This is a genomic window from Endozoicomonas numazuensis (assembly GCF_000722635.1).
GTDB lineage: Bacteria > Pseudomonadota > Gammaproteobacteria > Pseudomonadales > Endozoicomonadaceae > Endozoicomonas_A > Endozoicomonas_A numazuensis.
The window spans coordinates 1,211,344-1,232,342 of the sequence record NZ_JOKH01000002.1 but is presented as its reverse complement, the minus strand read 5'-3'; the positions used below and the strand labels follow the sequence as shown (position 1 = coordinate 1,232,342).

Here is a 20,999-nt window from a genome sequence, read left to right as displayed (position 1 = left end):
CATTACCACCCATTTTTGCATTAAGGCGGGCTCTGCCCGAAGAGAACCGATGACCAGCGACAACATTGTTCAAAAACTCTGGAACCTCTGTGACGTACTCAGAGACGACGGCATTAACTATTCCGATTACGTGACCGAGCTGGTACTGCTGCTGTTTATCAAAATGGTGCACGAAAATACCGAAGCAGGCACCCTGCAAAAACACCCACTGCCGGAAGGCTGCCGCTGGACCGACCTGAACGACAAGTCTGGCATTATCCTGCTGAACGACTACCGGCAGATGCTGCTGGCGCTGTCCACCGGCAAGCGCACAGAAGCCGACCCGGACGAGCCCGGCAAAACCATTGAAAAACAGATTCATACTGACCCGCTGATTACCGCCATTTATGCCGATGCCCAGACTCGCCTGCGTGAGCCCCGCCACCTGGAACAGCTGATCAAACAGCTGGACAAGATCAACTGGTTCGATGCTAAAAAAGACGGCCTGGGTAACCTCTATGAAGGCCTGTTGGAAAAAAACGCCAACGAAACCAAGTCCGGCGCAGGCCAGTACTTCACCCCAAGAGCGTTGATTGATTCTATGGTGCGCTGTACCCAACCAAAAGCCGGGGAAGTGGTACAAGACCCGGCAGCAGGCACCGCAGGCTTTTTGATTGCCGCAGACAGCTACATCAAAAAACAAACTGATGATCTGTTTGACCTGACGGCCAAGGAGCAACGTTTCCAGAAAAACGATGCTTTTGTGGGTGTTGAGCTGGTGCCTTCTACCCGTCGTTTAGCGTTAATGAACTGCCTTCTGCATGGGATGGAAGGGGATGCCGACGGTGTTGTGCACTTGGGTAATGCCCTCGGGCAGGTGGGTGTAAACCTGCCAAAAGCCGATGTGATTCTGGCTAATCCGCCTTTTGGTACCAGTAAAGGCGGCGAAGCCTCCATTACCCGCAAAGACCTCACCTTCCCAACCAGCAACAAACAGCTGGCCTTTTTACAACACATTTACCGCAACCTGAAACCCGGTGGCCGGGCGGCGGTGGTGCTGCCAGACAACGTACTGTTTGAAAGCGGCGTCGGCACCGATATCCGCCAGGATTTAATGAACAAGTGCAACCTGCACACTGTCTTACGACTGCCTACTGGTATTTTTTATGCTGCTGGCGTGAAAACCAATGTGCTGTTTTTCACGAAAGGATCACCAGAGAAAAAGTCACAGGAAGATAACTGCACTAAAAACGTCTGGGTCTACGACCTGCGAACGAATATGCCCAATTTCGGCAAGCGTACGCCCTTTGGTCAAGCGCAACTGAAGCCCTTCGAGAAAGTGTTTGGGAAGAAGCCTGATGGCACCAGCAAGCGTACCGAAGGCGAGTGGAGCTTTAATGCTGAAGAGATTGAACTGAACAGCACCGATGAAAATAAAGAGGTAGACAATAAGCTTGCCCACAGCCGCTGGCGCTGTTTCTCCCGCCAGTGGATTGCCGAACATAAATCCGACTCACTGGATATCAGCTGGCTGAAAGATGCCGACAGTGTGGACGCTGCCGACTTACCAGAACCGGGTGTGCTGGCTGGTGAAGCCATGACCGATCTGGTTCAGGCTCTGGGTGAGCTGGATAACCTGTTGCGAGAGCTGGGGGAAAGTGAAGCGGCGGATGGGCAGAAGGCTCTAATGGCTGAAGTTATGGGTGGGGCTGAGTAATGGAGACTCTTACACTACCTGAGAGCTGGTGCATTACCGATATTGAAAAGCTACTGGAAGCGCAGAGTGATGGAAAAATAATACATCAAGGCTGGAGCCCTCAGTGCGAAAAGTCCCCAGCTGATATTGATGAATGGGGTGTTTTAAAAACGACCGCTATTCAGGATGGATATTATCTTGAGGGTGAAAACAAACGTTTGCCCAGCAGTAAAGAACCTAAGCCAAGAATAGAAGTGCATGATGGTGATCTTTTGATCACTAATGCGGGGCCACGTTCACGTTGTGGGGTTATATGTCACGTTAAAAAAACACGTTCCAAATTAATGATTTCAGGGAAAATGTATCGATTACGTTTTCCCAAAAGTCATGTTCATACCGAATACATAGAGTCTTGGCTCCGTACATCGTTTGCCCAAAAAGAGCTTAATGATAGAAAAACAGGCATTAATGAAAGTGGACTGAATATGACTCAGGCCCGCTTTCTTACTTTACCTGTAGTGCTTGCACCGGTTGAAGAGCAAAAAGTTATTGCGCGCAAACTCGACACCTTGCTGGCCCAGGCAGAAAGCACCAAAGCCCGCCTTGAACGCACCCGCGAAACCATGAAGCGTTTCCGCCAGTCGGTACTGGCTGCTGCTGTGAGTGGGAAGTTGACGGCGGAGTGGTGTGGGAATAAGTCAGCTGACTGGCAGCTAGTGAAATTGCTGGATGTGGTAAGAGCGAAGCCTCGAAATGGTAAGTCACCAAAAGGCGTGGATTATATAACCTCATATAAAAACCTAACCCTTTCAGCAACCACGTCGGGTATTTTTCTTGGTGATAAATTCAAGTATGTAGAGCTTGATATTGATGAAAAATCGCACCTTTGGATAAAGAACGGCGACATTCTGATTCAGCGAGCAAATACCATTGATTATGTTGGTGTCAGTGCAATTTATCGCGGAGAGGATGATGCTTATGTTTATCCAGATTTGATGATGAAGTGTACACCTAATGAAAAAGTACTTGGTGAGTTTCTTCATTACTCGTTGCTGTCTGGGAATGTCAGAAAATACTTTAAAGATAATGCAACAGGCACATCAGGCAATATGCCGAAGATAAACCAAACAGTAGTTTCATGTACGCCTCTCCTTTTGCCGTCTCTTGAAGAACAAACCGAAATAGTACGCCGGGTAGAACAACTCTTCGCCCACGCCGACACCATCGAAAAACAAACCGAAGCCGCCCTGACAAAAGTCAGCAACCTCACCCAGTCCATCCTCGCCAAAGCCTTCCGGGGCGAGCTGACCGAGCAGTGGCGCAAGGACAACCCCGAGCTGATCAGTGGCGAAAACTCTGCCGAGGCTCTGCTGGAGAAAATCAAGGCGGAGCGTGCCATAATGGCAGGTAAAAAAACCAAACCCAGAAAACGCACCGGCACCAGGACGGGAAGCGCTGCATGAAAATTAACACATTGAGTCTGGAGAATTTTCGCTGCTTTGAGCAGGCGAAGTTCGATCTTGATGAACGTATCACTCTGATCGTCGGCGATAACGCCAAGGGTAAAACCACCATACTTGAAGGGCTTTCTGTGGCTATGGGGGGCTTTCTGCTGGGCGTGCCTCACAGTTATGTTGGGGTAACAAAGCAGGCATTTGTCAGAAATCTGCATGCCCGTGATGTCCAGCGTTATATTCTCACCTCAAATCAAGTAGCGACAACCGAGCTTAAGGAAAACTGCAAGGTGGCTGCTTGTGGTCCTGTTGGTCAACACCGCTCATTGAGTTGGCACAGGTTACTCAAAAAGGCCGGCGGAAGAACAACAAACGAAGGGTGCAAAAAAATCAGTGCAGAAGCAGCCCGGCTTTATGAGACACAAAAAACAGAAGGAGCTGTTGCTGAAAACCTGCCTGTGCTGGTTTATTACGGAACTGGACGTTTGTGGGCCGGGCAGAAAACACAGAATGTCAACAAGTTCACCGCAGCGAATACGGCTCTTGGCTATTACTATGCGTTAAAATCTGATGCTCAGAATAAAACATTGATGCCGTGGCTGGAGTGGATTGATCGCATCGCCTACAAGAAACGAATACCTGATATGCCAGCACTGGTAGCCGTTCTGGATGCTATTACGGCTATGATTCCCAACGCAACCCATAGTTATTATTCGCCGGAGCACTCTGAGCTGGTTGTGGAATTCAAGGATAAAGCATTCCCCTACTCTGATCTCAGCGATGGACAGCGCAATATGATCACCCTGGCAGGTGACCTGGCCATGCGTTGTGCTCAGCTCAATCAGCACCTGGGGAAAGACGCCGCTCGAAAAACGCCCGGTATTGTTCTGGTGGATGAGGTTGATGCCAATATTCATCCTGGCTGGCAGAAACTACTGTTACCCAGGCTGCTGGAATATTTCGAAAATATCCAGTTTGTGGTGACCAGTCATTCTCCTTTTATTCTACAGTCCCTGGATCATGGAAAAATTATCAACCTTGATCATATGAACAATCCTGAACAGGATGCAGATCAGTGGAATCGTGGAGTGGAGGATATTGTGACTGACGTAATGGGAGTAGATACACCACGAAGTGCCCTGTATCAAGAAATGATGGAAACCGCCCAGAAGTATTACCAGCTGCTTGAGGCTGGCAAACCCGCCACCGATGCAGAGGTAAAAAAGTTGAGTAATGAGCTGGATCAATACGAGCTGGAATTTTCAGAGCATCCGGCCTATGTCGCACTGTTAAAAGCGCAGAGGAAAAAACAGGGGCTGGATGGATGAGGCCGGTTGATCGACTCGATATTGAAAACAGTTATTCAACCTACAAGAGCTACCTTAAATCTCTGATAGAGAGTTTTGGGCAATTTTGCTCATATTGTGAACGCCCTGACAAAATGGATGTTGAGCACGTAGTACCAAAATCCAAGGAGGCTGGCCTTGAAGTTGAGTGGACTAACTTGTTGTTAGGCTGCTCACGTTGCAACCGGGATTTCAAAAAAGACAAAAATGACCGCCGTGAAGGTTATCTTTGGCCCGATACCGATAACACCTTCCACGCCTTTACTTACGAAGAAACGGGGCGGGTTTTTGCCAACCCTGAATTGGATAATGCAGCCCGGCAGGCAGCAGAAAACCTCAAAGTGCTGGTTAAGCTGGATGATGGCCTTGAAGTTCAAAAGACGTTGAATCTGGGCCGAAGAGCTGAGTTTAGGAGGGCGAACCTAATAAAAGACCAGTTTGCCAATGGATATATAGATATTGAAGGGATAATGATCATGCTCGATAGAGTGTCCTATTGGTCTGTGTGGATGACTGTGTTTGCTGATGTTCCAGAGGTAAAGGCGTGTTTATTAGACAGTGATTGTTTTCCGAATACAGCTACGCATTATTTTAAGGAAGAGGGATAAGCCTGACGACTCATGGCAGTTTGGTTAGTAAGGGCTGGCGCACAAAGCCAGTACGAACAGAAGTTCTTGCAGGAAAACAGTATCTATCTGACATGGGATGATCTTAATAACCCGCTGGATAGTTGGAGTGAGCGCAGCGAACTTACTGTTCATCTGGGGGAGCTTACGGTGATGAGAAACCCAAACGGCTGATCAATAACGCCAGTCAAATAAACAGAATAATATTGAGTTCACACTTCCTGTGGTGATCCTGAAAAACTTTTCTTCCTTCTGTTGACCTGTCCATAGGTAAAGCGTTTAACATTACGTTTTCGGTGGATATTTGTCCGATAAAATAGCCATCGAACACTCGTCTGCTCACTTAGCACTTTGTTTATCATCTGAAAAAACTGTTCTTTCGCTCCTGCTCGCATTGATTTATTGAGAGGCTACATGGCTTTAGGTTTTGACTACGGCACGGCTAATTGTTCTGTCGCACACAGGGTGGATGGTGAGATCCAGCCTATTCCCCTGATGGCAGAAGAACGTTATATCCCTTCTACATTAAGTGCGCCAAACAGAGAGGCGGTGTCAGAGTATTTGTATCGTTTTATGAATATCTTGCCGGAAGGTAAGGTAGGTGAAGCGTTATTGAGCCGCTCGATGCGAACGAATAAAGAAGAAGGGATTCACCTGCTCGCCGATGATGTTCGGTTTGGTCAACAGGCTACAGCTTTGTATCTGGAAGACCCAACAGAGACTTACTACGTTAAGTCCCCTAAATCCTTTCTGGGACTCCTTGGGTTGCGTGACATTCAGCTGTCCATTTTTGAAGATCTGGTCTGTGCCATGATGGCCAACGTGAAATGCTTGGCCGAACAATCCCTTCAAAAAGATTGTCCACAGGTGGTGATAGGCCGTCCTGTTAACTTTCACAACAGGGGTGGGGAAAAATCTAATCTGCAAGCCCTGGCCATTTTACGTCGTGCGGCCAGCAGAGCTGGATTCAAAGACATTGAGTTTCAATATGAGCCCGTGGCAGCGGGACTGGAATATGAGTCAACGCTGACCGAAGACAAGACGGTTCTGGTCGTTGATATAGGCGGGGGCACAACAGACTGCTCCATGTTAAAAATGGGGCCGAGCTGGTTTGAGAAAGAAGACCGGGCCGACTCTATGATTGCACACTCGGGTAAGTTTATTGGCGGCAACGATCTGGATATAGCCATCGCCTTTAAGCGCTTTATGACAGAGTTTGTGTGAAAGGTCGGCCGATTCCTACGGCTAATTTTTGGGACCCCATAGCGATCAAGGATGTTGAGGCTCAAAGAAGATTTTATGCCTATGACAACCTGGGAGTCTTGAAGCAGACAGTGGCCAAGGCAGAGCACCCCGAAAAAGTAGGCAGGTTGCTTCGTGTCTATCAGGACACATTGGGTTATGGAATTATTCAGGAAGCTGAAAATACCAAAATCGCACTGGGGGAGAGTGGTCTTCATACAGCACTCATTGATTTAAAGACTGAGCAACTCAGCATTCCCGTTGATGTGGATGAAATGGAAGAGGCTATTGTCACTCCTTTGCGAGGCATTACCAGCCTGGTGACGGAGTCGATTAAACAGGCGGGTGTTCGTCCCGATTCTATTTACATTACTGGTGGCTCCGCTCGCTCTCCCATTATTCGAAAAGCTCTTGCGGAAGTATTGCCCGATACGCCCATTGTTAATGGTGACTTTGATGGCTCTGTGACTTCCGGGTTGGCTCGTTATGCGGAGTTGTGTTTCAAATAATATTTCACAGGTGGTGACTAAAAAACCTTTAGTCTGATTGGTTTTCTTACTGGTATGGTTGAATATCTTTTTGTATATAGCCTTGATATATAGCTAGTGCTATATATACTTTGTATATGGCAATAGTTCGAGGAATTATCATGGCTCAAGGCACTGTTTTTGTTAACAATAGAACCCAGGCTGTTCGATTACCTGCTGAAACCCGCTTCCCGGATGACATCAAGAAAGTAAAGGTCAGAGTAAGGGGTCAGGATCGTATTCTTTCACCCGTTGGACATACATGGGATGCCTTTTTTTTAGCAGAAGCTGAGGAAGGCGTTACGGATGATTTTATGGAAGAGAGGGCATCACAAGAACAGGCCGACCGGGAGTCATTCTGATGCTGAAGTATATGCTGGATACGAACATGGTGATCTATACCATCAAGCGCCGGCCATTAGAGCTTTTGGATGTTTTCAATCGTCATGATGATCAGATGGCTATAAGCACCATCACTTTGTCAGAGCTACTGCATGGTGTTGAGAAGAGCGCTGATTCGAAGAGAAATAGAAGCAAGGTTGAGCGTTTTATCACTCGTCTTGTAGTGCTTGATTATGGGCGGAAAGCTTCAGCTCATTATGGAGACATAAGAGCAGATCTGGAGCGTAAAGGTACTCCAATAGGAGTCAATGATTTACATATTGCAGGTCATTCCAGAAGTGAAGGCCTTGTTCTTGTGACGAATAACCGTAAAGAATTTGATCGTGTAGAAGGACTTCGTGTCGAGAATTGGCTTGACCAGATAGAGCTCTAACAGGTTTTCAAGAGCACAAAGTCATGTTAAACCACTGGCAAGAACACAAAGCTCAGTTGTTGGGCTTTATCCGTAAAAAAGTGGGCGATTCTGCAACGGCAGAAGATATCCTTCAGGATGTTTATATCAAGGCTCATATCCAGGCACATACTCTGAAAGATGAAAGCAGTCTGGGTGCCTGGCTACCCGTATTACATCGTGCCCATATCATTCACGAGAACACGGGCTACGATTTTCTGGCTTTTTATCCCAAAACCAAAGCATGGCAAAAAAGCCTGCTGGCAACAGGACTGGCTGAAAAAACAGTCTCCGATGATTTTGTTGAAGCGTTCACAAGCTTTTATCTGTCCAACGAAACCTTGCTTGGGCGTTGTGAGCAAGGAGGAGAATGTAATGCTTTTAATCTTGAGGAATGTTGCATTGAAGCCGACTGTTGTGAGGCTGAACATGAGCAATCCAACATAGATCATTCATGTTGTGCACCAGCAGCTAAGGAATAGTCCGTAAATAACGTCCTTATTTGACCACCCTCTCCCCGTTCGGGCTGAGCCTGTCGAAGCCCAGAGCCACCACCCTTCGACAGGCTCAGGGTGAACGGAGTTCATGTTTTAATCGGGAAGTTATTTCAAGACAAATCCTAAACAAAAACCGTCATCTTCATGCTGTCTATAGTTCCGACAGGCTTCCGGGATGTGTCGTTTTTTGATTGAGTGGCGCAGATCGATCGTTCAGAAGGCATTCATTAGCACTTTTTCGAATGGTTGGATTTTGTTTTCCTGATACTCTCTTGCGCACAGAAAATAAGCATCGGAGAGTGTCAGAATGAGCAAAATGTACGAGCAGTTCGCCAGAGACTATGAAAAGGCCATTACCGATAATATCTACAATGGCAATCTGGAGCGTCCATCACTAATCGCCATGCTGCCTGAACTTGCAGAGAAAAGTGTTCTTGATCTGGGATGTGGACCGGGAGTTTATGCAGAGTACCTGATCAGCCATGGAGCGACAGTGACTGCAGTAGATGCTTCTCAGGAAATGGTTGAGATTGTCAGAGAGAAGTTTGGTGAAGCGGTCAAAACTTATGCGCAGGACCTTTCCCTCGGGTTGCCAGAAGAAAAAGATGCCAGCTATGACGTCATTATTTGCCCTCTGACCGTGCATTACATTGAAGACGTCAGCGTATTTTTCGGTGATGTAAAGCGTCTTCTCAAGCAGGGAGGCGTGTTCATCTTCTCTACCCATCATCCCGTTGTGGATTTTGAAGTGTCACCTTCCGGCAATTACTTTCAGAGAGAACTGATCACGGAAGAGTGGGATACAGTGGGTCATCCTGTCGAAGTAAGCTTCTATCGTCGTTCGTTGACGGAATGGTTTGAAAGTCTGGCTTCAGCCGGTCTGTGTGTAACTAATCTGTCAGAAGGAAAACCCTCTGAACGCATGAAGTCTCTCTGTGCTGATAGCTACAAAAGGTTATCCACAACGCCTAACTTCATTTTCTTTAAGTGTGAGGTCAGATAGGGGTCTTTTTATGGCTTAATGGAGATTTCTAAGTAGCGCTATATCATGGAAAAGCTTTTTTATATCCTGCTTTTGATGAAGTAGCGCCAGGACAAATATTTTCTGCTGATCATTAGAGGAGCGATAAAGGACTCTGAAGGTTTCGATATTGTATTCTCGGTAGGCCGTAACTCCTAACTCGATCAGTGCAGGAGAAACCTGGCAAGATACAGGGTGCTCCAGAACTCTCTTTTCAAGCCTCTCAACTACATGATTGATCACGCTGACAGATTTATGATTGCCTAGCTCCGGCGTTAAGAAGTCAACAACCCGCTCAGCAGTTGCTAGAAAAGTCTGGGTATAAACTATGTCCACTTCTGATTTCATTCCTCGAAGGTGTCACTTTGTTTTTTTAGCAATTGAGACTTTAGTTCTTCACTGGTCAGGGTACGACTCTGTTGGATATCTGACTCAGCCATTGTCATCAGTTTAAGAAGTGCAATAGCCTGTTCCCGCTTCTCGTAATCCTCGTAGGTTTCTACAACATATTTTGGTGCGCCATTCTGAGTGATGATAAGACCTCCCTCAGCATCAAGATTTGCTGCATTGGCCTTCAAGCCACTGACAGTTATTGTCTTCATCGGATCTCTCCTGATCTCGTTGGTTTATATTTAGTCTATTTATAGACTTGTTTGGTTTGTTGTCAACATTACTGATCAGGTTAGGTTCAATTTCGAAAGCCATTGCACATTAGGGCCAACACTGAAACCATGGACAGACCTGATAAAAAAACAATCAAAAGGAGGTCTGTCCATGTCTGGGGGAATTTTCAGACGGTGTGCTATCACCGCCAGTTTATTGGCTGCTTGCATCACCTTGCAGGCAAAAGAGGTGAATGTCAGTGATGATCTGGCACCGGAAGCAGCGACAGGGTTTGAAGAAAAAAGTCTGGTAAAAGCCAGTAAGCATATGGTGGTTGCTGCCCATCCACTGGCAGTAAAAGCAGGCGATGAAGTGCTTAGAAAAGGCGGTTCCGCTGCAGATGCTGCCATTGCTGTTCAGTTGGTTCTAAATCTGGTGGAGCCTCAATCGTCAGGTATTGGTGGGGGCGCTTTTACGCTCTACTTCGATGCTCAGAAGAACACACTGACAACTCTGGATGGTCGGGAAACAGCACCTTCAGAGGCTACTCCCACGTTATTCCAGGACGATAATGGCAAGCCATTAAAATTCTACGATGCTGTGGTTGGCGGACGCTCTGTGGGTACACCTGGTACTGTCAAGCTGCTGGAAGACCTGCACCAGCGTTATGGTAAACGTCCATGGTCTGAACTTTTTCAGCCTGCTATTAAACTGGCTGAAGAGGGATTTACTGTTTCTCCCAGGCTGGCCAGTCTGATTGCTAAAGATCAGAAAAGACTCAGCCGCTATCCGAATACTCGCCAGTATTTCTTTGATGAAAAAGGCCAGCCGCTTCAGGCCGGAGCCGTCCTTAAAAATCCCGAGTTTGCCAAAACTCTGAGGCTGATTGCCAGTAGAGGCTCTAAGGCCTTTTATGAAGGTCAACTGGCTGACAGGATTGTCAAAACAGTTAGAGAAGCCAAAGGCAACCCTGGCCTTCTGTCGAAAAAAGATCTGAGAAACTATCAGATAAAAGAACGGACACCTGTATGTTCAGGTTATCGACAATACTCTGTCTGTGGCATGGGGCCTCCCAGCTCGGGTGCTACCACGGTAGGACAGATTCTGGGCATTTTGCAGTCTTATGATCTGGCCAGTCTTGGGCCGGTGAACCCAGAATCCTGGCGTCTGTTTGCCGGTGCTTCCAGGCTGGCATTCGCAGACCGCGCGCGTTATCTGGCTGACAGTGACTTTGTCCCTGTACCTGTTCAGGGGCTCCTGGATAATCAATATCTGGCAGACAGAGCTCAACTGCTCCAGTCGTCTGATCAGGCTTTGAAGACGGTCTCAGCAGGCACGCCTGTCTGGCAGCATGCATCTATTCAGGCGGATGATCAGTCCATTGAACTGCCTTCTACCAGCCATATTTCTATTGTCGACGCACAAGGTAATGCACTCTCCATGACCACGACCATTGAGAATGGTTTTGGTTCACGGCTGATGGTAGGCGGCTTCCTGTTGAACAATGAAATGACTGACTTTTCCTTTGCCAGCCATAATAATGGTACTCCCATTGCCAATCGGGTTGAGCCTGGTAAAAGACCAAGGTCATCTATGGCGCCCACCATTGTCATGAATAAAGAAGGCCAGCCATATATGGTGATCGGGTCGCCCGGTGGCAGTCGTATAATCAGTTATGTTGCCAAAACACTGGTTGCTCATATCGACTGGGGGATGGATATCCAGGAAGCCATTGCCCTACCACATAAGCTGAATCCTTTTGGCGTTTATGAGCTGGAACAGGATACCGAAGCAGAGCGGCTGAAACCTGAGCTGGAAAAGCTGGGGTATCCTGTGAAAGTAAGAGAACTGAACAGTGGTCTGCATGGAATTGTGATTACTGAAGAGGGTCTTGAAGGAGGTGCTGATCCACGTCGGGAAGGTGTGGCAATAGGTATTTAAGCTTTTTCTGCCCGTTGATCAAACGTAGCGGGGTTGCTTTTGTTCAGTGACAGGCTTCCAGGAGTCATGGCTTCTTCAGGGTTAAACAGCCATGAGCGGGAAATGCGGCTCACCCCGAACCATGAAAATAGCTACGAGGTCTGATAGAGCAACATTCTCATAGTGCAGAGTCGGTAGGCAGTAAAAAGGGCCATACGGCGAACCGTATGACCCCGGGAGCAACCGATAAATCGGTTAGAACTTCATTTCATAGGTCAGTGCCAGAGCATGGCTTTGGCTGCTCTTGCCTGTAGAGCCGAAGTAATCGAGGTGCAGATTCTGGTGGTCTTTCAACACCACCGAGTAACCGGCGTTGTAGTAGATAGCATCTTTGCCATAACTGCCGGTTTTCAGCTGCTGCATACTGCCCTGGTCGACATAGCCCACCTTGATGGGCGACTCATCCAGCATACTCTTCTGATAACCCACTCCGAATCTGAACTCTCTTGGCAGTTCTGAATCCGGAATCAGGTAAGACGCCTGCAGTCCGGTACGGGTAATGATGTGCGTACGGTTCTGGCTGTCGACTTTCAGAGCCTTGTCGCCCTGACCTTTTTCCTTGAAGCCATCAATAGAACTGTTGATGTAGAGCACTTCAATGTTTGGGGTCAGAATCAGGCCGGTAGTGACATGATCCATATTGATGTCATAACCCAGAGAGGCGTAAGCCGTCCATTCATTCGCCTTGGGGCTGGCCTTGTACTCCTGACCAAAGACAGGGTCACGACGCTTACTGTCCATATCGGTGATACCGTAGGTCAGAGCGGTGTTGAAGTGCCACTGATCTTTGTTCCAGGAAGCAAAAGGTCCCATGCGAAGGTTGCTGGCCTTGATGCTGCCCTGAGAGTCCTTGAAGCTGGAGCTCATCTTTTGAATGCCAATCATGAGACCGGCAGACCACTCACTGTTCAGTTGTTTGAACACACCCACTTCCAGACCGTAACCGTTGGCATCAAACCCGGCCAGGTTATCCACCTTGCCCTGGTTCATCTTGAAGCCGTAGATCTGGCCGTAACTGTAGAGACCACCGTCTTGAATCAGCTCCTTGTTAAAGGTGTGCTCACCGGCAGAAGCCAGCATCTCACCGGTGTTCAGATCTTCCAGCTGGACATTGGCCAGCATTCGAGTGTTGTGGAAACTGTTCATGGCCGTGCCGTGATGAGACATAGCGGCAGTAGATTGAGTCGATAATGACTGCACCAAACCGGCTGCGTACAGCGTTTTCACCTGAGCGCCGACCTGGCTGGTTTCATTGATGGCACTGGCTTCTTCCAGCTGACGACGGAGTCTTTCCTGTTCCTGACGCTGGCGCTCAGCCTCGGCAGCTTCTGCTTCTGCCTTGGCTCGGGCAGCCGCTTCTTTGTCTTCTTTGGCTGTATCTTTTCCAGCAATCTGATAAGTGGGCTCACCGGTATAGATCGTGTCGTCTTCTTCCTGATCAATACCCAGCAGAAAGTTTCTCGCGGCTTTGCCCAGGTAGAAGGCTTCGGTGCAGGCCTGCGGGTCTTCACACTTATCCGGGTGATACGTTTTGGCATACTCACGGAAAGCATGTTTAATCTCAGCTTCGCTGGGAGAGGCATTCTCTGTGAGTCCCAGTAACTGCAGAGCGGCTTTACGCTTTGGATTCAGTTCGGGGCCATAAACCTCGTAGTTTTCCAGAGGCTGTCCCGTAAACTCATGGTCGACACCAACGTGATAGCTGCCACCCTGAGGATTGTTTTTGGACAGGCGCTCGTATTCCGCACGCTGATTTTCTTTCTCTGCCTTGGCCTCGGCTTCCTTATCTTCCTGAATGTCTTTGTCTTCGGGGGTAGATGTTTTGCCAAAAATGCTGGCATAAACCCGTGAGAGATAAGAAGGTCCTGTTGAGGCAGCCGGTTTCCCGGTTTCAGCCGCAGGAGGTGGTGTCGGGGACTCGGCCAGGGTTTCTGCCTCGGTTTTATGGCCAAAAACAGTAGTGCTGCTTGGCACTGGATGAGGCGAAGCAGTAGGTTCTGCAGGGATGGACGTTTCTGTTTTCACAGTTGGCGTCGGAGTGACTGTTTCAGTTGTCTTATCAGCACCTTCTGTCCGGGTGGCAGTAGGCGTTATTTTCGGTTCACTGTCTGCAGCCGGTGTAGAGGTGATTTCAACGGTCTCCGTGCTGGTTGGAGCAACGTTTGTATCGGTTGAGAAATGAGAGTCTGAAACAGGACTGCTGACCGACATCACGGTAGGCGTTGGCTCTGTTGTGGTAGACGTTTGTGTAGTCACAGTAGACGTCGGAGTGACCGTTTCAGTGGTTGTATCCGCATCTTCAGGCATGGAAGTCTGACCAAAAATGCGGGTGAAAAGACGAGTAGAAAAAGACGGGCCCTGGCTCTTTGCGTCGGCTGTCAGGGTAGCAGTAGGTGTTATTTTCGGTTCACTGCTCGCAGCTGATGTAGAGGTGGTTTCAATCGTCTCTGTGATGGTTGGAGCAATGTTTGCCTCGGGTGGTTGAGTGGTGTTTGAAACAGGGCTACTGACAGGCATTACCGTAGGCGTTGGCTCTGTCGTAGTGGCCGTTTCCGTTGTCTTATCAGCATCTTCAGGCATGGAAGTCTGACCAAAAATGCTGTTGAAAAGACGAGTAGAAAAAGATGGACCCTGGCTCTTTGCTTCGACTGTCTGGGTAGCAGTAGACGTTATGTTCGGCTCACTGCCCACAGCGGATGTAGAGGTAATTTCAACGGCCTCTGTACTGGTTGGAGTAAAGTTTGCATCGGTTGGTTGAGTGGAATTTGAAACAGGACTACTGACAGGTATTACTGTAGGCGTTGGCTCTGTCGTGGTGGTCGTTTCAGTTGTCTTATCAACGTCTTCAGGCATTGAAGTCTGGCCAAAAATGCTGGTGTAGAGACGAGTAGTAAAGGACGGACCCTGACTCTTTGTATTGGTAGTCTGGGCTTCAGTCGGTTTAATTTCCTCTTCAACACTGGCAGTGGGGATAGCAGTTATTGCAGTTGAAGGCGTGCCAGTTGGGGCTGCACTGGTTTTTGCTTCAGTCCTGGGACCAAAAACAGCGGTGCTGACAGGAGTAGTTTGTGGCGAAGTGGTTGAATATACAGACTCTGTTTCTGTTACCTTGCCTGGAACAGAAACGGCTTCACTGCTGGCTGCACTTTTTGTCTTCTCTGTGGGAACATCTTCTGGTGTAGAAGTTCTGATAAACACACTGTTGTAGAATCTGCGAGCATAAGAGGTGCTGTCACTTTTGTTGGGTGACGTTGGCTGTGCTGCAACAGATGTATCAGAAGACAGAGGGGCTTGCTCTAGCTTTTCAGGCGCAGGCTTAGTGGGGGCAGCGTAAGCAGGGGTAACCGGGGCGCTTACAACTACAGCTGCTGTAGCGGGAGTGGTGTTATCATCGTAATGCGGTTTGGGTACACCACAGTCATCTTCTTCGTAAAAGAAGTCCAGTTCTACTTCAGAAACACCTTCCCAGTAGCTTCCACCCTGAGGGTTGTTCTTCATGATACGGACAGCTTTTTCAATCTGCTTTCTTCTCTCCTCATTAATATGAGGCTCCAGCAAGCCCTCTTTGGCATCGCCTGCCTGTTGCATTAATACCTGATACTTTTCCTTATCTCCCAGGTGTTTATCCGGGTGGTTTTTAAATGAGAAATCACGAAATGCTTTTTTAATGGCTTTTTGTGAAGGGAACTCTTCTTTGATACCTAAAAGATCGAGAGCCTCTTTCCTTTCTGCGTGGTATTCCTGAATTTCCTCAGGTGTAAATCCTTCTGGTTCGTAGTCGTTGCTGTCTTCTTGGGCGTTGATAACACTCACAGTAATACAGCCTGTAATGGCTATTGCTAAGAGAGTTTTATTAAATGCCTGTTCAGCTGAGTTGAGTCCTTTCATTGCCTTGCTCCCGTTTTTGATACTGAGAAGTAAGACTGATGTTCAGAGCTGAAGTTTCACTTTGGAAACTGCTGTAGAAACAATTCTTCTTTCAAATTTTTGTATCTTTATGATTATTAAGGTTTTTTTTGTATTGACAGGTCGGTCAGGTGTACTGACAAAATAGCCATTCAACAGTCATGGCAGGGTAATGCGATCACTAGGAGGCTGACCGAGAATAGACAGCCCGGCCTAAAATCCAGAAAGAACGGCCATCTTTTCCACTGAATTTTATGCTCGGACGCTATTCTCGGTCAGCCTCCTAGAAAATAGTGGCATTTTGATAGAAAAAAGGGCCATACGGCGAACCGTATGACCCCGGGAGCAACCGATAAATCGGTTAGAACTTCATTTCATAGGTCAGTGCCAGAGCATTGCTTTGGCTGCTCTTGCCTGTAGAGCCGAAGTAATCGAGGTGCAGATTCTGGTGGTCTTTCAACACCACTGAGTAACCGGCGTTGTAGTAGATAGCATCTTTGCCATAACTGCCGGTTTTCAGCTGCTGCATACTGCCCTGGTCGACATAGCCCACCTTGATGGGCGACTCATCCAGCATACTCTTCTGATAACCCACTCCGAATCTGAACTCTCTTGGCAGTTCTGAATCCGGAATCAGGTAAGACGCCTGCAGTCCGGTACGGGTAATGATGTGCGTACGGTTCTGGCTGTCGACTTTCAGAGCCTTGTCGCCCTGACCTTTTTCCTTGAAGCCATCAATAGAACTGTTGATGTAGAGCACTTCAATGTTTGGGGTCAGAATCAGGCCGGTAGTGACATGATCCATATTGATGTCATAACCCAGAGAGGCGTAAGCCGTCCATTCATTCGCCTTGGGGCTGGCCTTGTACTCCTGACCAAAGACAGGGTCACGACGCTTACTGTCCATATCGGTGATACCGTAGGTCAGAGCGGTGTTGAAGTGCCACTGATCTTTGTTCCAGGAAGCAAAAGGTCCCATGCGAAGGTTGCTGGCCTTGATGCTGCCCTGAGCTTCCTTGAAGCTGGAGCTCATCTTTTGAATGCCAATCATGAGACCGGCAGACCACTCACTGTTCAGTTGTTTGAACACACCCACTTCCAGACCGTAACCGTTGGCATCAAACCCGGCCAGGTTATCCACCTTGCCCTGGTTCATCTTGAAGCCGTAGATCTGGCCGTAACTGTAGAGACCACCGTCTTGAATCAGCTCCTTGTTAAAGGTGTGCTCACCGGCAGAAGCCAGCATCTCACCGGTGTTCAGATCTTCCAGCTGGACATTGGCCAGCATTCGAGTGTTGTGGAAACTGTTCATGGCCGTGCCGTGATGAGACATAGCGGCAGTAGATTGAGTCGATAATGACTGCACCAAACCGGCTGCGTACAGCGTTTTCACCTGAGCGCCGACCTGGCTGGTTTCATTGATGGCACTGGCTTCTTCCAGCTGACGACGGAGTCTTTCCTGTTCCTGACGCTGGCGCTCAGCCTCGGCAGCTTCTGCTTCTGCCTTGGCTCGGGCAGCCGCTTCTTTGTCTTCTTTGGCTGTATCTTTTCCAGCAATCTGATAAGTGGGCTCACCGGTATAGATCGTGTCGTCTTCTTCCTGATCAATACCCAGCAGAAAGTTTCTCGCGGCTTTGCCCAGGTAGAAGGCTTCGGTGCAGGCCTGCGGGTCTTCACACTTATCCGGGTGATACGTTTTGGCATACTCACTGAAAGCATGTTTAATCTCAGCTTCGCTGGGAGAGGCATTCTCTGTGAGTCCCAGTAACTGCAGAGCGGCTTTACGCTTTGGATTCAGTTCGGGGCCATAAACCTCGTAGTTTTCCAGAGGCTGTCCCGTAAACTCATGGTCGACACCAACGTGATAGCTGCCACCCTGAGGATTGTTTTTGGAAAGACGCTCGTATTCAGCACGCTGGGCTTCTTTATCTTCCTGAATGTCTTTGTTTTCGGGGGTAGATGTTTTGCCAAAAATGCTGGTGTCAACCCTGGTCAGTTCAGAACCCGGGTTGCTTTCTCCAGCTGTTTCAGAATGCGTCTCTGGGCTATTACTTTCTTCTTTCGCGTTGGTTTTATCTGCGGGTTTAAAGTAAGTATACCAATAGTAGTTATAGGTTGGACCAAACCGACGCTTCCAATAACCAAGCTCCATATAGCTGTTGTATATTCTTGGATTGGTTTTCGCGATCTGAACCGCTTCCTTCAGCTTTTCNTTCTCTGTGAGTCCCAGTAACTGCAGAGCGGCTTTACGCTTTGGATTCAGCTCGGGGCCATAAACCTCGTAGTTTTCCAGAGGCTGTCCCGTAAACTCATGGTCGACACCAACGTGATAGCTGCCACCCTGAGGATTGTTTTTGGAAAGACGCTCGTATTCAGCACGCTGGGCTTCTTTATCTTCCTGAATGTCTTTGTTTTCGGGGGTAGATGTTTTGCCAAAAATGCTGGTGTCAACCCTGGTCAGTTCAGAACCCGGGTTGCTTTCTCCAGCTGTTTCAGAATGCGTCTCTGGGCTATTACTTTCTTCTTTCGCGTTGGTTTTATCTGCGGGTTTAAAGTAAGTATACCAATAGTAGTTATAGGTTGGACCAAACCGACGCTTCCAATAACCAAGCTCCATATAGCTGTTGTATATTCTTGGATTGGTTTTCGCGATCTGAACCGCTTCCTTCAGCTTTTCTTTCCTGAGCTCCTGAAGGTCGGGTCTGCCAACGAGGTCAAATCTTTGGTTAAAGTATGTCAGGTCAGGGTTGATCAAGAAGTCCTTGGCGTGGCCAGCCCTCTGCATTCGTTTATGTGTCAGGGGGTCTGGATTTTTATCAGGATGAGTAGGAGCAGCAATGCGTCGGAATGCTTCTCTGATTTGCTTATCCGTAGGAAAGTCTTCTTTTAAGTCCAGCTCCATAAGCTGTTCAAGTCTTTGTCGGTAGTACCGTTCGGCCTCCTGAAGTGTCCAGGGATAAGGAATATCGTTTTCGTCGTATCCATAAACAGTCATGTTGCCAGCAGTCATACAGCCAACAATGGCACAAATTTGAAAGGCTTTTCTGAGCATTGCCTTTGAGTAATAGGTTTCTTTCATGGTCCTACTCCTACTCCTTTTAGTGGGGTTTGAAGTAAGACCCATAAGTTGGCCTACTGTTTCAATTGGCTTTGACTATTTTCTGTCTTAGATGTCCTGTACTTCTATCTAATTGATTTAAATGTGTTTTTTTAACTAACGAATGGGTTAGTCATACTGACACATAGCATTCTGTTCTACTTTCAGGGGTTGAGACAGTGCCCCACTGTAAAAAGGCGATGAAGCAGCTGGTGATTTTCTCCGATCTGGATGGCACGCTTCTGGATCATGATAGCTACAGCTGGACAGCAGCAAAACCTGCACTGGATCGGTTGAAAGCGCTTAACATTCCAGTTGTTTTTAATACCAGTAAAACCCTCAGTGAGGTGCTGCCTCTGCAACTGGACATGGGGCTGGATCATCCGTTCAATACCCACTACTTTCATGGTCATCCCTACAAAGCTATTCGCAGAATCTTGCAACAGTTTCGTGATCAATATGACTTCCGGTTCAAGGGGTTTGGCGACTGCAGCCATCGAGAAATAGCGGACTTCTGCGGACTCAGTCAGGAAGAAGCAAGCCAGGCTGCAGACCGAAAGGCCAGCGAACCCTTGATATGGGAAGACAGTGACAAAATGCTGGAAAAGTTTGAAAAACAGCTTGCTAAAGAAAGTTTGCACCTGACTCGGGGAGGCCGTTTCTATCACGTATCGGGCAAGGGGGGTAAAGGTTCGGCGGCGAAGAAGCTCTTCAAACATTATCTGGAGAACTTCCCTGGGCGGAAATGGTTATCGGTTGGCCTGAGTGACAGCTTCAATGATCTGCCCATGCTGGAAGTTGTGGATATTCCTGTTCTGGCGCGCTCAGAAAAAAGCCAACAGCCGGCTACAAAACATCTGTCTGATATTAAATACACGCAATCAGTGGTTCATGCACTTCGACAGGCTCAGTGCGAACGGTATGGGGTATAACGCCTGGCTGCACTTCGAAGCTGACAGGTAATAAAACTATAAATAGAAGAAGGGACCGTCTTTATGGGAGATTTTTACCAGAATGGCATTATCACCAATTTCCATAACTTGAGAGTTCGCTCAACAGAAGATATGGAGCAGGAGCTGCAAGCCTTTTCCAGATAACGCCCCATGTCGCTTGTCTTACCTTCTCTGTTTTCCGAGTTACAGGGACCTGCCTTGAAGAATATTGTGCAGGAACTGAGTCAGGTTCGTTATCTTTCCGAGATTGTTATTGGTCTGGATAGAGCCAGTGAAGATGAGTATGCCTATGCCAGAGATTTTTTCGGGCAGCTGAATCAGCATCACCGGGCTTTATGGCAGGATGGCCCCCGGTTACGTGAAATTGATCGACTTCTTGAAAGCAAGGGACTGGCTCCGAAAGAGGCCGGAAAAGGAAGAAACGTCTGGTACTGCTATGGTTATGGGCTCGCTTCGGCAAAGTCGGAAGCAGTAGCCTTGCACGATTGCGATATTGTCACTTATCAGCGGGATCTCCTGGCCAGACTGCTCTATCCCGTAGCCAACCCTGCCTTCAGCTATGACTTTTGCAAGGGGTATTACGCGAGAGTGGCTGACAACAAGCTGAATGGCAGGGTCAGTCGTCTTCTGGTGACACTACTGCTTCGCGCTCTGAAGAAAATACACGGCCCTATGGAGTATCTGGAATATCTAGACAGTTTCCGTTACCCACTGGCGGACGAGTTTTCCATGCGTACCAGTGTCTTCAATGATATCCGGATTCCCAGTGACTGGGGGCTGGAAATAGGCGTACTGTCAGAAGTTAAGCGAAATTATTCCAGTAAACGACTGTGTCAGGTTGATATTGCAGACGTCTACGATCACAAGCATCAACCGCTTTCGGAAGAAGATCGGAATGCCGGTTTGTCCAAGATGAGCCATGACATTATTAAGGCCATTTTCAGAAAGCTGGCCACCAATGGTGTGCAGTTCAATACTGAAACCTTCCGGACAATTAAGGCTACTTATTACCGGGTAGCACTCGATTTTATTGAGTCCTATTACGACGATGCAGTGATGAACGGCCTTCATGTCGATCGTGATACCGAAGAGCGAGCTGTATAGCTGTTTGCCAGAAACATTATGGAGGCAGGGCAGCACTTCCTCGAAAACCCGATGGAAAGGCCCTTTATTCCCAGCTGGAATCGGGTGATGTCCGCTATCCCCGATATTCTGGAGCGCCTTTATGATGCGGTGGAAGAGGATAATGCCTGATTTTTACTTAAAGGTAGCCATCAAA

At 48.0% G+C, this 20,999-nt stretch carries 17 protein-coding genes and 1 pseudogene; 14 read left to right on the top strand and 4 right to left on the bottom strand.

Features of this window, described 5'->3' with window-relative positions:
• Positions 1 to 49: 49 nt before the first annotated feature.
• The 11 genes from GZ78_RS12650 to GZ78_RS12605 all read left to right on the top strand — a co-directional run bounded on the left by GZ78_RS12650 (position 50) and on the right by GZ78_RS12605 (position 9,163).
• On the top strand, positions 50 to 1,696 hold the full coding sequence (locus GZ78_RS12650; RefSeq protein ID WP_034835961.1) for a class I SAM-dependent DNA methyltransferase: 1,647 nt from the start codon (positions 50 to 52) through the stop codon (positions 1,694 to 1,696).
• A gap of 233 nt (positions 1,697 to 1,929) precedes the next feature.
• The gene (locus tag GZ78_RS12645; protein ID WP_161787370.1) at positions 1,930 to 3,138 is read left to right on the top strand and encodes a restriction endonuclease subunit S; all 1,209 of its coding nucleotides are present in this window, start codon (positions 1,930 to 1,932) and stop codon (positions 3,136 to 3,138) included.
• On the top strand, positions 3,135 to 4,457 hold the full coding sequence (locus GZ78_RS12640) for an AAA family ATPase (protein ID WP_034835958.1): 1,323 nt from the start codon (positions 3,135 to 3,137) through the stop codon (positions 4,455 to 4,457). The genes GZ78_RS12645 and GZ78_RS12640 overlap by 4 nt, the downstream gene beginning before the upstream one ends.
• Positions 4,454 to 5,083 (top strand): HNH endonuclease, encoded by a 630-nt coding sequence (locus GZ78_RS12635; protein ID WP_034835956.1) that lies wholly within the window; start codon positions 4,454 to 4,456, stop codon positions 5,081 to 5,083. The genes GZ78_RS12640 and GZ78_RS12635 overlap by 4 nt, the downstream gene beginning before the upstream one ends.
• A 12-nt stretch (positions 5,084 to 5,095) precedes the next feature.
• Positions 5,096 to 5,275: a hypothetical protein gene (locus GZ78_RS12630; protein WP_034835955.1), complete on the top strand. Its 180-nt coding sequence runs from the start codon at positions 5,096 to 5,098 to the stop codon at positions 5,273 to 5,275.
• A gap of 240 nt (positions 5,276 to 5,515) precedes the next feature.
• Positions 5,516 to 6,325, top strand: a complete 810-nt coding sequence (gene yegD / locus GZ78_RS30290; RefSeq protein ID WP_236631542.1) for a molecular chaperone — start codon at positions 5,516 to 5,518, stop codon at positions 6,323 to 6,325.
• Complete coding sequence (locus GZ78_RS30285; protein ID WP_236631541.1) at positions 6,322 to 6,852, top strand: FGGY-family carbohydrate kinase; 531 nt, start codon at positions 6,322 to 6,324, stop codon at positions 6,850 to 6,852. Before yegD ends, GZ78_RS30285 begins: the two co-directional genes overlap by 4 nt.
• Before the next feature lie 140 nt (positions 6,853 to 6,992).
• Positions 6,993 to 7,232: a type II toxin-antitoxin system VapB family antitoxin gene (gene vapB / locus GZ78_RS12620; protein WP_034835953.1), complete on the top strand. Its 240-nt coding sequence runs from the start codon at positions 6,993 to 6,995 to the stop codon at positions 7,230 to 7,232.
• Positions 7,232 to 7,645, top strand: coding sequence for a type II toxin-antitoxin system tRNA(fMet)-specific endonuclease VapC (gene vapC, locus GZ78_RS12615; RefSeq protein ID WP_034835951.1), 414 nt, complete (start codon positions 7,232 to 7,234; stop codon positions 7,643 to 7,645). Before vapB ends, vapC begins: the two co-directional genes overlap by 1 nt.
• Before the next feature lie 23 nt (positions 7,646 to 7,668).
• Positions 7,669 to 8,145, top strand: coding sequence for a sigma factor (locus GZ78_RS12610; protein WP_051786117.1), 477 nt, complete (start codon positions 7,669 to 7,671; stop codon positions 8,143 to 8,145).
• Positions 8,146 to 8,476: 331 nt separating this feature from the next.
• Complete coding sequence (locus GZ78_RS12605; RefSeq protein ID WP_236631540.1) at positions 8,477 to 9,163, top strand: class I SAM-dependent DNA methyltransferase; 687 nt, start codon at positions 8,477 to 8,479, stop codon at positions 9,161 to 9,163.
• A gap of 15 nt (positions 9,164 to 9,178) precedes the next feature.
• On the opposite strand, the gene GZ78_RS27450 is transcribed toward GZ78_RS12605, so the two are convergent.
• Together GZ78_RS27450 and GZ78_RS12595 are read right to left on the bottom strand one after the other, a co-directional pair.
• On the bottom strand, positions 9,179 to 9,529 hold the full coding sequence (locus tag GZ78_RS27450) for a type II toxin-antitoxin system RelE/ParE family toxin (RefSeq protein ID WP_051786116.1): 351 nt from the start codon (positions 9,527 to 9,529) through the stop codon (positions 9,179 to 9,181).
• Complete coding sequence (locus GZ78_RS12595) at positions 9,526 to 9,783, bottom strand: type II toxin-antitoxin system Phd/YefM family antitoxin (protein ID WP_034835948.1); 258 nt, start codon at positions 9,781 to 9,783, stop codon at positions 9,526 to 9,528. Before GZ78_RS12595 ends, GZ78_RS27450 begins: the two co-directional genes overlap by 4 nt.
• Positions 9,784 to 9,955: 172 nt before the next feature.
• Between GZ78_RS12595 and ggt the strand changes: the two genes are divergently transcribed.
• On the top strand, positions 9,956 to 11,725 hold the full coding sequence (gene ggt / locus GZ78_RS12590; RefSeq protein ID WP_034835946.1) for a gamma-glutamyltransferase: 1,770 nt from the start codon (positions 9,956 to 9,958) through the stop codon (positions 11,723 to 11,725).
• A 234-nt stretch (positions 11,726 to 11,959) separates the two neighbouring features.
• Here the strand turns inward: ggt and GZ78_RS12585 are convergent, their stop codons facing one another.
• Both GZ78_RS12585 and GZ78_RS12580 read right to left on the bottom strand, forming a co-directional pair.
• Complete coding sequence (locus GZ78_RS12585) at positions 11,960 to 15,652, bottom strand: autotransporter domain-containing protein (protein ID WP_034835944.1); 3,693 nt, start codon at positions 15,650 to 15,652, stop codon at positions 11,960 to 11,962.
• Positions 15,653 to 16,031: 379 nt separating this feature from the next.
• Entirely contained in the window at positions 16,032 to 17,822 is a 1,791-nt protein-coding gene (locus tag GZ78_RS12580) for an autotransporter domain-containing protein (RefSeq protein WP_456236228.1), read from the bottom strand.
• Positions 17,823 to 18,946: 1,124 nt separating this feature from the next.
• Here GZ78_RS12580 and GZ78_RS12575 point away from each other — a divergent pair.
• Complete coding sequence (locus GZ78_RS12575; protein WP_152558686.1) at positions 18,947 to 19,699, top strand: HAD-IIB family hydrolase; 753 nt, start codon at positions 18,947 to 18,949, stop codon at positions 19,697 to 19,699.
• Positions 19,700 to 19,762: 63 nt separating this feature from the next.
• A pseudogene (locus GZ78_RS12570) lies at positions 19,763 to 20,974 on the top strand (glycosyl transferase).
• Positions 20,975 to 20,999 lie beyond the last annotated feature (25 nt).